A 13,396-nucleotide genomic window follows, 5' to 3' on the forward strand; every position below is an offset into this window, starting at 1 on the left:
GATTAGGAACAAGAATGAAACCTTCAGAGCGCCGTAAAGCCCGCCGTCTAGCGTTACAAGCTATCTATTCATGGCAGCTAAGCGGAAATAATGTTGCCGATGTGGAGCATGAATTCCTCACTGAGCAAAAAATCGATGGTGTCGATGTTAGCTATTTTCGTGAATTGCTATCGGGAACCACCATAAAGTGCGCCCAGTTAGATGAGTTAATTACCCCTCATATTGAGCGTCCGTTCGATGAGGTTTCACCTATCGAAAAAGCGGTATTACGTCTGGCGACGTATGAGCTGACTTTCCGCAAAGACGTGCCTTTTAAGGTTGCGATTAACGAAGCGATTGAGCTAGCTAAGGCCTTTGGTGCCGAAGATGGTCATAAGTTTGTTAATGGCATTCTCGATAAGATAGTCGGTAGAAAGTGATAGTCGAAACGGTATCCTAGGATGCCGTTTTTTTTGTTATCATCGCTAGGAATTGTTGATTTTTTATGCTTGTTTCAGCCGCCGATTATGGGGGGGGTTGGCAAGGTGTGCCGATGACCTTGAGTCATCCACAGCTCATAGCCTACAAGAGCCTAATACCTGCTAAGTTACGATGCCATAGCGATTGTAAAACTGCAATAGCGCTGTGATGAGTGTTTGGCTTAGCCTTTAAGCCTCATACCATAGCCATGCACTAACGTATTGAGCCCGAACAACTACTAAGTATTAAAAAAATCAATGTCTTAGGTGTTGCCCTGATGGATGTGGGCCAACACATTAACTTTATAATGGTTGTCAAACTGTGAAAGAGTTTAACGTAATTGAGCGTTTTTTTGCTGAGCGCGGTCAAGCTCGCCGCGACGTAGTATTAAGTGTCGGCGATGACTGTGCCTTAGTTAATCCAGCCGAACATAAATCTATCGCTATCTCATGCGATACTCTCGTTGAAAATGTCCATTTCTTAGCTGACATGCCTGCCAAGGCCCTAGGGTATAAATCGGTTGCCGTTAATCTATCTGACTTAGCCGCCATGGGCGCCGAGCCAGCATGGATGACCTTGGCTATTACTTTACCCAGCATAGATGAAGCTTGGCTCGATGCGTTTAGTGAAGGCTTAAGTGATGCTGCCCAGTATTATGGCGTGGCGTTAGTGGGGGGCGACACCACGCGTGGCCCGAAATCCATCACCATCACCATTAATGGCCAAGTCCCTAAAGGCAAAGCGTTAACCCGCAGCGGTGCTAAAAATGGCGATTGGATCTATGTGACCGGCACCTTAGGAGACTCTGCGTTAGGCTTAGCCATTTTACGGGGCGAGCAAACGCTGAGTGGCGATGCCGCGCAGTATTTAATTCAACGTCATTATTACCCAACACCAAGAGTTTTGGCGGGGCAATCGCTGCGGAATCTCGCCTCGAGCGCCATCGATCTATCCGATGGTTTGGTGTCCGATATCGGCCACATCCTCAAACACTCTAACGTGGGGGCGATCGTCGATGTCGATCAGCTACCGCTGTCGGCAGCCATGAGGGAGTCAGTTGAGTATGAGCAAGCGCTTAGCTATGCCCTGACGGGCGGGGAAGATTATGAATTACTCTTTACCGTGCCAGAATCACAGCGCGGCCCCCTAGAAACGTCACTGGCTCATGCCGGGGTCTCTTTTGCTAAAATCGGCCAGATCGCCACAGGCAACAAACTGCGTTTGATGAAAGAGGGCGCCACATTTAAGCCAACCAATTTTAGTTTTGAGCATTTTACATCATGAAGTTACGCTCGACCGATCCACTGCTGCGCAGACTCTCTCTGACTAATCCTATCCACTTTTTGGCGTTGGGCTTTGGCTCGGGTCTGCTAGCAAAAGCGCCGGGAACCTATGGTAGTTTGGTGGCCATTCCGCTCTACTTGCTGATGAGCTACCTCTCGTTACCTTGGTATCTTGGTGTGACGCTGCTATTGATGCTGGTGGGGTTTTATATTTGTGATAAAGCCTCTAAAGATATGCGGGTGCATGATCACGGCGCCATCGTGTGGGATGAAATTGTCGGTATGTTAATCACCCTGGCTGCTGCGCCCGCAGGCTGGGAATGGTTGCTGCTGGGATTTGTGCTGTTTCGCTTTTTCGACATCCTTAAGCCATGGCCGATCAAATGGCTGGATGCCAAGGTGCATGGCGGTTTTGGCATCATGATTGATGATGTCTTAGCGGGCGCCTTTGCGTTTTTGGGTTTGCAAGGGGTGGTGTACTTCGTCGGCTAGCGCAGCGGTGAGCTGACTTTACTATTTAGTCTATTTTGCTCGCCAAAGGCAAAATAGGCTAAATACTATTTAAACGGTGAACATTCGAGTGAGCAATATCAGCCTGTAGTACTAGATTGCAATCAATGTAGATTGCAGTAAAAAGTGAATAAACATTTTTTATCCAGATCAAACTTATCGTCACTACCATCTACCATCTACCATCTACCATCTACCATCTACCATCTACCATCTACCATCTACCATCGATCTTACCAGTATCAGGTTATTGCCTTTAATTACAGCTAGTTATCTTGTTGCCTAGGGTGGTGTGCTCAGCTAGTGGTTCTCTTATAAAAGTCTCCGCTATAGATTTTCGGTTGTGGTTGCTCGTATCAATATCATCGTTGTATTTACATAAGCTTGTTATTTGAATGGGTATCAAGGTTATGCTGCGCAACAATCAAAAAATAGCAATGTGATATAGGTCATGCTTTGTTTTATTACCAGCAAGGGGGAGGCGCCAGTTTAAGGGTGAAGCGGGTCACATTATTTAACCCTAACCTTATCTTGCGTTATCTAGTTGATCTTATTTTGTTAAATAAATGATCTCGGTTTGTTGGTTTTTATGTGGGTATCGCTAAAGCTAATCTAGGCCATTTAGTTTCCTAATTTATTGTGTCGTCATAATTTTGTTAACTTTGGGGTGTTCGTTATTAACTCAAGTTAAATAATTAAATCACAATAGGACAGCGATATGGACATAAGTGATGTATGGCGCAAAGGTGATTGGGCCGCCTTCTTTGGCTTATTTACCAATAATTTAACCAATTTACTGACTATGATGGGCTTGTTGCTTTTTGTCGTCGGTTTACCTAAAGAATTTGTTATGGGGCAGGTCGCCCCGGCGTTTGGTCTGGCAGTGATGTGTGCCAGTATATTTTATGCTTGGTTTGCGTATAAGTTAAAAAAAGAAACCGGTCGTGATGATGTGACCGCACTGCCATCTGGTCCGAGTGCACCGTCTATTTTCACCGTGACTTTTCTGGTGATTATGCCGGTTTATCACACAACCAAAGATGCGGCATTTGCTATTCAAATCGCATTAGTTTGGTGTTTTGTCGAGGCGATGATCTTACTCGTCGGCTCATTCTTTGGTGACACTATCCGTCGTATCGTGCCTCGCACCGTACTGCTGTCTTGTTTGGCGGGATTAGGCCTCACACTGTTGGCGCTCAACCCTATGCTGCAAGCGTTTTCAACGCCTGTAGTGTCGTTCGTCGTGCTGGGGCTTATTTTTATCAACTGGTTTGGTAAAAAGCCGCTGTTTCCTAAGATCCCAACTGGGCTATTACTGATCATTGTCGGTACTGTGCTGGCTTGGATGTTTGGTTTGCAGTCACCCGATGCAATTATTGCTTCGCTATCGGATGCGGGCTTTAACCCTCCACAGCTGCACATTGACAGCTTTATGGAAGGCGTACCTCATGCCTTACCTTACTTGGCATCAGCTGTACCGCTGGGTTTAGCTAACTATGTATTCGACCTTGAGAATATCGAAAGTGCCGATGCTGCTGGTGACTCTTACCCGACACGCAAAATTATGATGGTTAACGGCTGTGCATCTATGCTCGGTGCCTTCATGGGTAACCCTTTCCCTGTGACTGTGTATGTGGGCCATGCGGCGTATAAAGAGATGGGCGCGAGCATAGGTTACACCCTATTTAATGGCGTGATCATGTTCTTAGTGTGTCTGTTTGGTTTAGGTGCGCTGCTACTGAGCTTGATTCCAGGAGCCGCCATTGCGCCAATCTTAGTCTACATCGGTATTGTCACAGCTAACCAAGTAGTGCGTGAAACGCCTAAATTGGAAGTGCCTGCCATCTTTGTTTGTTTGTTCCCTTGGATTGGCTACTGGGCATTAACCCTGTTCAAAAACACCTTGGCGACAGCCGGTACCAATGCTTATGACGTAGGTATTGAGGCATTAGCGGCAAAAGGTATCTATTACCAAGGCATGGTTGGCTTAGGTAATGGTGCACCACTTGCGAGCTTACTATGGGGTTGTATGGTGGTCTTTGCTATCAATAATACTCCGCTGCGCGCCGTAGTTGCCGCCTTAGTTGCCGCAGGTCTAGCGTTGGTTGGATTTATCCATGCCAATGGGGTTGGCTTTGCTCAGCCTGAGTCGATGATGTATGTCTACTCCTACTTAATGATGGCCGGTCTGTTTGGGGTTAAACATTTTTACAACCTTAAAGAGAGTGCTAAAGAACCTTTAAGCAAGCCTGTGCCTGCGACCCCAGTAACTGAAGCAACTGAAGCCGCTTAAGGAGTGAACATGAGTACAAATGCCCCTATGTCGCTGCATCAGCTAGTAAGCCATAATCGAATCGATGATGTGGTAGCGTATTTAACCCAGCAGGTTGATGTGGATACCCGAGATGAAAACGGCTGCACTGCCTTGATGATTGCGGTACAGCAAAACAACTTGGCGCTAGCTAAAGTGCTTATTGAGCATGGCGCCGATGTGAATGCTCGCGATGTGAATCAGCTGACGCCCTATTTGTGTGCTGGTGCTAATGGTTTTCACGCACTCTTATCGCTGACCTTAGCCCATGGCGCCGATGTCACTAGTGTTAACCGTTTTGGCGGCACACCACTGTTGCCCTCGAGCGAAAAAGGTTTTCTACGTACGGTACAGGTGAGTTTGGATGCGGGGATCCCGGTCAATCACGCTAATAAGCTAGGCTGGTCGGCCTTGTTAGAAGCGGTAATTTTAGGTGACGGTGGGTATTTATATGCCGATGTGATTGAGGTGTTACTCGACGCTGGCGCCGACATTCACCTTCAAGACCGCGATGGATTGAGCGCGCTTGATCACGCTAAAGCCCAGGGCCAGAGCAATGTGGTCGCTTTGATGACTCAAAACGAGCAGGTTAAGCAAGCTTATAGTGCGTCACTGCGTTTGGTTAAACAGCATATTCGTCAGTTTGAGTACCAAACGGCGCTGGCTATATTAACTGGTAATCGCCATGACTTTGCCAACCCAGCAGATTATTTCTACTACTGTGGTTATGTGCTCACTGAATTAGCGCGCTTTGAGGAGGCGATAATCGCCTACCGTCAAGGCTTGGCACTGAGTGACAATAAAGCGCAGTTCTATCTGTATATCGCTAATAGCTATCGACTGGCGAAACAACCTCAGCTTGCACTGGCTGAATTTGATAACGGCATTGCAGCACAACCAGCGTCACCGTTTGTGCTGTACCACAAGTCGAACTATTTACGTGAACTAGGCATGCATAAAGAAGCGGTCGCTGCGATGACTCAATTACTGTCGCAACAGCCCCATCGTTATGATTATTCATTCCATCAGGCTAATAGCCTGCGTTCATTGGGTCTACATAATGAGGCCATTGTTGCCATAGATAATGCCATTAAACACGATAATCGTAATGGGCTTTATTATCAGCATAAAGCTAAATCATTAGAAATAATGGGGCAGATTGAACAAGCCGTTACGGTAATTAATCAAGCGATTGAAGTTTGTGATGACAGCAATGAACTAATTGAGATTAAACATGATTTGCTCAATAAATAATACTTAACTAGATGTCCTTTTTAGGAATGTTTAATTAAGCGAGCGGCTGAGTTTAATTCAACCATTAGATAAAGTTTTGTAGTTACTAACTCTTTTAAATAAAGATACATTCACCATAGGTGTAATAGTGGTTGTGATGTCAAATCAACTATTACATAGGCTATTACACCTTTTTTGTTGAAATATAGTAGAGGCTAATATGGTCGTAAAATTAATTGTAAAAAAGAATACCTATTTCGATTCGGTTTCATTAATGGCATTAACGACCAAAGTTAATGAAATTAACGATGTTGAACAGGCATTTGTTGCCATGGCAACCGATATGAATAAAGGGGTATTAGCCAACGTCGGTCTATTATTACCCGAAGTTCAATCTGCCAACAGCGGTGATCTATTTATCGTGGTGAAAGCTGCCACCGACGAAGTGTGCGAAGCGGCGCTTGCCGAAGTCGAAGTACTCCTAAAAGGCGATGACAAAGCGGCGACGGGTTTAGGTGCCAGTGAGAAAAAACATGTCACTTTAAAAAGTGCGTTAAAGCACGCCCCTGATGCCAACCTAGCGGTGATCTCTGTTCCCGGTGAGTTTGCTAAGCGCGAAGCGCTTGCGGCGCTGAATAACGACTTACACGTATTGATGTTTAGCGACAACGTGTCAGTGGCCGATGAGGTCGAGCTTAAGACCCTTGCACACGAAAAAGGCTTATTAATGATGGGCCCAGATTGCGGCACCGCCATTATCAATCATGTTGGCCTGTGTTTCGCCAACAAGGTTCGCCCTGGCAATATTGGTATCGTTGGCGCATCTGGCACAGGTAGCCAAGAAGTGGCGGCGCGCATTCATGACTTTGGCGGCGGCATTTCACAGCTGTTAGGCACCGGCGGGCGTGACTTAAGCGCCGAAGTGGGTGGCATCATGATGCTCGATGGATTGCGTGCACTAGAAGCCGACCCTGCTACCGAGGTGATCTTAATTGTTTCTAAACCTGCGGCGAAAAGCGTTGAGGCTAAGGTGCTTGAACTGGTGCAGAGCTTCAGTAAACCTGTGGTAGTTTGCCTATTAGGTGGAGAAGAAGGGCCAGTGGTTGCGGCAGGTGCTCACTTTGCTAAAACCACTAAAGAAGCCGCGTTACAAGCAGTTGTGTTAGCCGGAGTCGATGAGAGCAGCATCAATAAGCGTGCCTTAAACTTACCGCTAATTGAAGAGATTAAAGCCAAGTTAGCACCTGAGCAAAAGTACATTCGTGGCTTATTCTGCGGTGGCACCTTATGTGAAGAAACCATGATGCTGGTACGTGAGACTCACCGTCAGGCGTATAGCAATATCGCCAAGAAACCAGAGCAGCGCTTGGCGGACATTAATGTTAGCCAGCAGCACACCTTTATCGACTTTGGTGACGATGATTTTACCAATGGGCGTCCACATCCGATGATCGATCCATCATCGCGTATCGAACGTCTGCTTAAAGAAGCAGATGACCCAGAAGTAGGGGTGATCATTCTCGATTTCGTGATCGGCTATGGCTCACATCAAGATCCTGTTGGCGTCACTTTACCAGCCATTATTGAAGCCAAGCAAAAAGCGGCGGCGCGTGGTCAGCACTTAGAGATCTTAGGTTACGTGCTAGGTACCGATTTAGACACGCCAAAACTGAGTGAGCAAGTCGATAAACTCGCCTCGGCGGGGGTCACCATTTCAAGTAGCAGTCAAAACACCGGGCTATTGGCAAGCGGGTTTGTGAGCAAGGGAGAATAACCATGAGTAAGATGACAGAACTATTTTCAAACTTAAACGTGATTAATGTGGGCCTTGAGTTCTTTAAAGACGATATCAGCAAGCAGCAAGCGCCAGTAACTCAGGTCAATTGGCAACCCATTGCTGGTGGTAATACCAAGGTGATTGCGGCGCTCGATAAATTGGCGCAGCCAGAGATAGCAGAAAAAATTGAGGCGGCCAACGAAGAGGCGGTTAATCGTATTATTAAATCACACCCTGTGTTAATGGGTTATGAAAGAGCGATTGATGTGGTTCCAGGCATGACCAAAACCACCATTTTACATGCCGGCCCACCAGTATGTTGGGATGATATGAATGGCCCAATGCGCGGCGCAGTGACTGGCGCACTGGTGTTTGAAGGCTTGGCGGCTAACCTTGATGAAGCGTTTAAATTAGCAGCATCGGGTGAGATCACCTTCTCGCCATGTCACGAGCACGATTGCGTCGGCTCTATGGCCGGTGTGACGTCGGCGTCTATGTATATGCACGTGGTCAAAAACATGACCTACGGCAATATCGCCTATACCAACCTCAGTGAGCAGATGGCGAAAATTTTACGTATGGGCGCTAACGATGAAAGCGTGGTCGAGCGCTTAATCTGGATGCGCGACGTATTAGGCCCAATGTTAAAAGCGGCCATGGACAAAGCGGAGCCTATCGACTTGCGCTTAATGCTCGCCCAAGCCCTGCATATGGGGGATGAATGTCATAACCGTAATAACGCTGGTACTGCCTTGTTATCACAGGCATTGACACCGTTGATTTTAGAAACCGATTTCACCATCAAAGAAAAGCGTGAAGTGTTTGATTTTATTGCATCAAGCGATTACTTCTCTGGCCCAACATGGATGGCGATGTGTAAGTGTGCCCTCGATGCTGGTCATGGGGTCGAAAATAGTACCTTGGTTACGACCATGGCACGTAACGGCGTCGAGTTTGGTATTCGTGTCAGCGGTATGGGTGGCTTTACCTGGTTTACTGGGCCTGCTCAAAAGGTTATCGGTCCATTGTTTGCGGGCTTTAAGCCTGAAGACTCGGGCTTAGATATAGGTGACAGTGCGATCACCGAAACCTATGGTATTGGTGGGTTTGCCATGGCGACCGCCCCTGCGATTGTGGCGCTGGTAGGCGGCACGGTAAATGAGGCGATCGATTATTCTATCCAGATGGATGAGATCACTACCGCTAAAAATCCGAATGTCACCATTCCATTATTAAACTTTAAAGGTATCTCATCGGGTATCGATATTCGTAAAGTGATGGAAACGGGTATTTTACCTATTATTAATACTGCGATTGCTCATAAAGAGCCCGGCATTGGTATGATAGGTTGTGGTATTACTAACCCGCCTGTTGAATGCTTTGAAAAAGCGATTATCACCTTTGCTAATAATATTTCATAATTACGATTAATGATGGTGTGAACATAAAGGTCGACTCTATTTAAATGCGTTTTAAAGATAAATAAATGGGTCGACCTTTTTATTGTTACTGTTTTTAATTTTTTCCTTCTTACCCATGTCGCAATGATGTGATTATTTATTCGTCATTGTATATGAAATAAATATTGAGGTTCCCCATGAGAATTGTATTAGCCCTTGGCGGTAATGCGCTGCTAGAGCGTGGTCAACCGCTCACCGCGACCAATCTTCGTCATAATATTAAAAAGGCAGCGGCATCGATTGCGGCTATTGCTAGAGAGCATGATGTGGTGATTGTTCATGGTAATGGTCCACAAGTGGGGCTGCTGATCGAGCAAAATTGTGAATATCAAAAAATTAATAGTGCGGTCACCGCTTACCCAATGGATGTATTGGGCGCAGAAACCTGCGGCATGGTCGGCTACATGTTGCAGCAGGAGTTGTTTAACAGCGACAACAAATTAGATATCACTACTATTTTGACCCAAACTTGCGTCGATATTGACGATCCAGCCTTTAATGATCCGACTAAATTTGTTGGGCCTGTCTATAACGAAGATGAGATCGAGCGAGTTAATATTGGCAATCCGTCGGCGATTTATAAGAAAGATGGTGATTACTATCGCCGCGTCGTGTCATCGCCTATGCCGCAAGATATTGTCGAATCTAAGCAGATCAGTAGCCTGCTTGAAAATGGTAACACAGTGATCGCCTGTGGTGGGGGCGGTATTCCAGTATTTAAGGCTGACAATGGTAATCTGGTTGGCGTTGAATGTGTTATCGATAAAGACTTAACGGCCGAGTTACTTGCCGAGCAGATTCAGGCGGATCTGTTTATTATTTTAACCGATGGCGCGGTTTACCTGAATTATGGCAAAGCCAATCAGCAGGCGATTAAAAATATCACCCCTGAAGAGCTCGATAAATACCATTTCCCGGCTGGCTCTATGGGACCTAAAATTGACGCCGTGTGTAAATTTGTCTCGAAGGGATTGGGCGACGCCGCCATTGGCGCCTTAGATGAGTTACCCGCAGTTATTGCTGGGCGCTCAGGTACGCGCATCACCTTGGGTGAAACGGTCGAGTATTATTGATCCTCTGCACTCTTTTCATCTAAACCTTAAAAGCCTCAATAATGAGGCTTTTTTATTTTCAGTTTAAAAGCTGTGCTTTAAGTTTACCTGCCGGAGTCAGGATAGTTGTCACCCATTAGCTTTGCCTTACATGCTATGAGTAGGCCACTTTAGCACTGCACATCAGTCCTTCATCTTAGCAAGCAGCCTTGTGCAATCAGTCTATTGGCACATCACCAAAGAGAGTTAAGCCCAAGTAGATACCACACAGGGTATCGTGGCCCGAAGAGTGGCCATAGGCGATAACCTCATTGAGAACCTCGTTGAACGCGTTATCGAGCATATCATCTGACTTATGAGACTGATTTAAACAGGCATACAGCTCGACGATCTCTTGGTTATATTGCTTGAGCGTGGCGTGCATTAACATGGCCTGACTGACATCCGTGGTTTGCGCCGCATTAGCTTGTACCGCGTGGGCCAGCGGATAAAAGTAAGGGTGTTGGCTAAAGTCGAGCCAGGAGAGTAAACCCACCAGTAGATCGTCCATCGAAGGGGTAAGTCCGGCACCAAAGCCGATAATGGATTTAAGCGCAATCGTTGGGTTGTGCTGACTTAGATTGGCGATAAACCCTTGCAGATGCGGGGTTATATACTCAGCCATCATCTTAGGTTGATACACTAGATGAGTGACGATATTGAGCTGAGGCTGCTGACAAAGTAGGGGATAGATCCCCAACGGCTTTTGATTGCGCTGTAAAAAATCAGCAATATGGGATTGAATGTTTGATTGAAGGCCAAGCGTTCTGGGTAACGTCGCGGGCAAGCTGGGAATAAAGCGTTCAATCTGTTCACTGACAATGTTTGTGCCTGTGCCTAAGTTGATATGTAAGAACAGATCATCGATATTGCCCCTCAACGCTGATAAAGCAGGGTCTATGCAGGTGTTATGGCTGCAGCTTAGCTCCACCTTAGTATCGACACTGAGCGATTTAAAATTGATTGCTTGCGGCAATAAGATGGCACAGGGGTTCATCTTTTTGGGTTGCGTCAGCAGGGATATCAAACCATAAGGGCTTTGCAGATTGCAGGCGGCGTTAAACACCGAATGCACCCTTGTGGTTATTGAACCGTGGTGTATTAACAGCTCATAAATCGGTTGAGCAAGGGTTATCTGGGTCATCATCTAGCTCAATTAATAGGTTTTATGGTGCTTTAAGTTAAAGGTATTGATTATCTCATCGGCTATCTTAGTCACAATCATGTCATGCGTATTATTAACATATAAGGCTAAATAAAAGTCGTTGGGTGGGGCATAGGTTTGCAGCTCATCGATGACGCTATGTTCGGCGGTTTTGCAGGTTTCGGGCAACAGGGTGATCCCAAAACCGATAGATGAAGCGGTAATAATGGCCGATAAGTTACTGCTGCAGTAGTTAATTTTGCTGCAGTAACCTAATTGATCCATAGAGTTGAGTATATGCTCGCGATACAAGGCTCCCGTGGGGAATAGCACTAGCGGGATCATCTTGCTATTAAAGGTGGGATGCGCCGCGCTGTCGAGCCATAATAGCGGCTCTCTGCGATAGGCGTAGGCATTACCGAGTATGGGCTGCTTGACCAAAATGAGATCGTATTGGCCCGCTTGATAGGCTTGATACAGGCTGTTGCTCAGGCCTGAGGTAAATTCAAACAAGATATTGTAGTTATGCTGAAACTGAACAATGGCCTTAGTCACGTCAACCGACAGGTCGTCAGGCACGCCTATCTTGATGATGTTTTGCTCTGATTTCTCATGAAAGTTATCGACCATAGAGGTGTTCAAGTCGATAATTTTATGGGCATACCGCAGAACAAACTCCCCTTGCTCCGTTAATGTCACCTTTTGCGGCGTGCGCATTAGTAGCGTGCTGCCGAGCATAGACTCGAGACGGTTTATCTGTTGGCTAATGGTCGACTGAGAGTTATGAATTCTTTCTGCTGCGCGGGTAAAACTGCCCGTTTCACATACGGCGATATAGGTTAAAAATAACTGCGGTGGAATAAATTTCATGATGGGTCACCTACGTTTAGCTTGTTATTATCTTTTTCGTAAAATGAGCTGCGCCATTTTGAATGGGTACTGGCTGTTGCTTGTACAAACCAGGCAAAGCCTTGTCATGTGTGCGTTTAATATTGAGCTTTAGTGTTTACTTAAGGGTTAACCGCTCCCTTAGTATTTGCGTGCGACTTACGGGTAAGGTGCTGCTTTTGCTGCGTCACGAGTTGTTCAAAGACGGCTTCTCGGTTAACCAGTATGTGGCCTATGTTGTCGGCCAGTTCGCTAATAATGGCATTACCATCATTTGTGTATAGCGACAGCGTCATGGGCTGCTCGTTACCTAAATGCGGGCAAGGGGTGACTCGCCGCCCAGCGGTGGCTCTTACGGGAAGCAGACTATAACCTAAGCCCGCTTCGACGGCGCTAAGCAGGTTATTTAAGCTGCTGCTGGAAAACGCCACATACCAGAGTTTGCCCTCATGGGTGATGCGTTCAAACATGGTGTCGCGGTAGAGCCCGCCGGGAGGAAATGCGATTAAGGGTAACGGCTCACTCCAGTGCGGCTGGGTATCGAGTGATTGATACCAGACCATGGGCTCGCTGATGGTCAATCTGTGATCATCGGCGGCGTGGGTTTCTTTGACTACTAAGATATCAAAGTCACCGTTGCGGTATCTGTGGGTTAATTCGAGGCTGAGACCTGTGGTGACATCGAGCCTAATTTCCTGATGCTGTTTAGCAAAATTGGCAAACACACCGATCATCTGCTCGGTGGCGATATCATCAGGGATGCCAATTTTAATCAGCGCGCTGCCAGCTGAGTTAGCCACCAATGCTTGGGCTTCGCATTGCAGCGCTAAAATTTTGCGCGCATAGCCGAGGAGTTTCTCACCTGAGTTGGTTAACTGAATAGGGCGTTGAGTCCGATCAAATAATGCCTTGCCGACGGCGGCTTCGAGGCGGTTTATCTGTTGGCTTATTGTCGATTGTGTTAGGTGTAAATGTGCTGCCGCTAAGGTAAAGCTGCCAGTATCGGCAAGCACCACAAAAGCGCGCAGTAGACGAGGTTCAAACATCATGACACATCATCCATAGCATTAATCCTGTCTTTCGAGGGGGCTGACATTCAGCCGATAAATAGTAAGACCTTTAACTTAGTAAGGGAAATAGTATTTACGTTATGAATGGTTTCTATTTAAAAAAATCATTTTTTACCCGTCATGCTCACCTTTATAGTGTCAAGTTAAAGCAAGTCATGCAGCAATTGCAG

11 protein-coding genes are annotated in these 13,396 nt (G+C 46.4%); 8 read left to right on the forward strand and 3 right to left on the reverse strand.

The genetic code is table 11. The features are described 5' to 3' along the window. Positions 1 to 14 precede the first annotated feature (14 nt). The 8 genes from nusB (at position 15) to AC5YBZ_RS04840 (ending at position 10,106) form a co-directional block, all read left to right on the forward strand. Positions 15 to 419, forward strand: a complete 405-nt coding sequence (gene nusB, locus AC5YBZ_RS04805; protein ID WP_119977396.1) for a transcription antitermination factor NusB — start codon at positions 15 to 17, stop codon at positions 417 to 419. A gap of 361 nt (positions 420 to 780) precedes the next feature. Beyond that, positions 781 to 1,743, forward strand: a complete 963-nt coding sequence (gene thiL, locus AC5YBZ_RS04810) for a thiamine-phosphate kinase (protein ID WP_494543481.1) — start codon at positions 781 to 783, stop codon at positions 1,741 to 1,743. Continuing rightward, the gene (locus AC5YBZ_RS04815; RefSeq protein WP_494543482.1) at positions 1,740 to 2,234 is read left to right on the forward strand and encodes a phosphatidylglycerophosphatase A family protein; all 495 of its coding nucleotides are present in this window, start codon (positions 1,740 to 1,742) and stop codon (positions 2,232 to 2,234) included. Before thiL ends, AC5YBZ_RS04815 begins: the two co-directional genes overlap by 4 nt. 736 nt (positions 2,235 to 2,970) lie before the next feature. Further along, positions 2,971 to 4,545 (forward strand): hypothetical protein, encoded by a 1,575-nt coding sequence (locus AC5YBZ_RS04820; protein ID WP_494519791.1) that lies wholly within the window; start codon positions 2,971 to 2,973, stop codon positions 4,543 to 4,545. Positions 4,546 to 4,554: 9 nt separating this feature from the next. Next, positions 4,555 to 5,817 (forward strand): ankyrin repeat domain-containing protein, encoded by a 1,263-nt coding sequence (locus tag AC5YBZ_RS04825; protein ID WP_494519790.1) that lies wholly within the window; start codon positions 4,555 to 4,557, stop codon positions 5,815 to 5,817. A 199-nt stretch (positions 5,818 to 6,016) separates the two neighbouring features. Continuing rightward, on the forward strand, positions 6,017 to 7,570 hold the full coding sequence (gene fdrA / locus AC5YBZ_RS04830) for an acyl-CoA synthetase FdrA (RefSeq protein WP_494519789.1): 1,554 nt from the start codon (positions 6,017 to 6,019) through the stop codon (positions 7,568 to 7,570). 2 nt (positions 7,571 to 7,572) lie between these two features. After that, positions 7,573 to 8,994: a YlbE family protein gene (locus AC5YBZ_RS04835; protein WP_494519788.1), complete on the forward strand. Its 1,422-nt coding sequence runs from the start codon at positions 7,573 to 7,575 to the stop codon at positions 8,992 to 8,994. A gap of 176 nt (positions 8,995 to 9,170) precedes the next feature. Then, complete coding sequence (locus AC5YBZ_RS04840) at positions 9,171 to 10,106, forward strand: carbamate kinase (protein WP_494519787.1); 936 nt, start codon at positions 9,171 to 9,173, stop codon at positions 10,104 to 10,106. A 196-nt stretch (positions 10,107 to 10,302) separates the two neighbouring features. On the opposite strand, the gene AC5YBZ_RS04845 is transcribed toward AC5YBZ_RS04840, so the two are convergent. From AC5YBZ_RS04845 to AC5YBZ_RS04855, 3 genes are all read right to left on the reverse strand, one after another. Next, entirely contained in the window at positions 10,303 to 11,271 is a 969-nt protein-coding gene (locus AC5YBZ_RS04845; protein WP_494519786.1) for an oxamate carbamoyltransferase subunit AllH family protein, read from the reverse strand. A gap of 9 nt (positions 11,272 to 11,280) precedes the next feature. Next, positions 11,281 to 12,138, reverse strand: coding sequence for a LysR family transcriptional regulator (locus tag AC5YBZ_RS04850; RefSeq protein WP_494519785.1), 858 nt, complete (start codon positions 12,136 to 12,138; stop codon positions 11,281 to 11,283). A 140-nt stretch (positions 12,139 to 12,278) separates the two neighbouring features. Beyond that, entirely contained in the window at positions 12,279 to 13,205 is a 927-nt protein-coding gene (locus tag AC5YBZ_RS04855) for a LysR family transcriptional regulator (protein ID WP_494543483.1), read from the reverse strand. Between the last annotated feature and the right edge of the window lie 191 nt (positions 13,206 to 13,396).

This window comes from Shewanella sp. 553 (assembly GCF_059338375.1).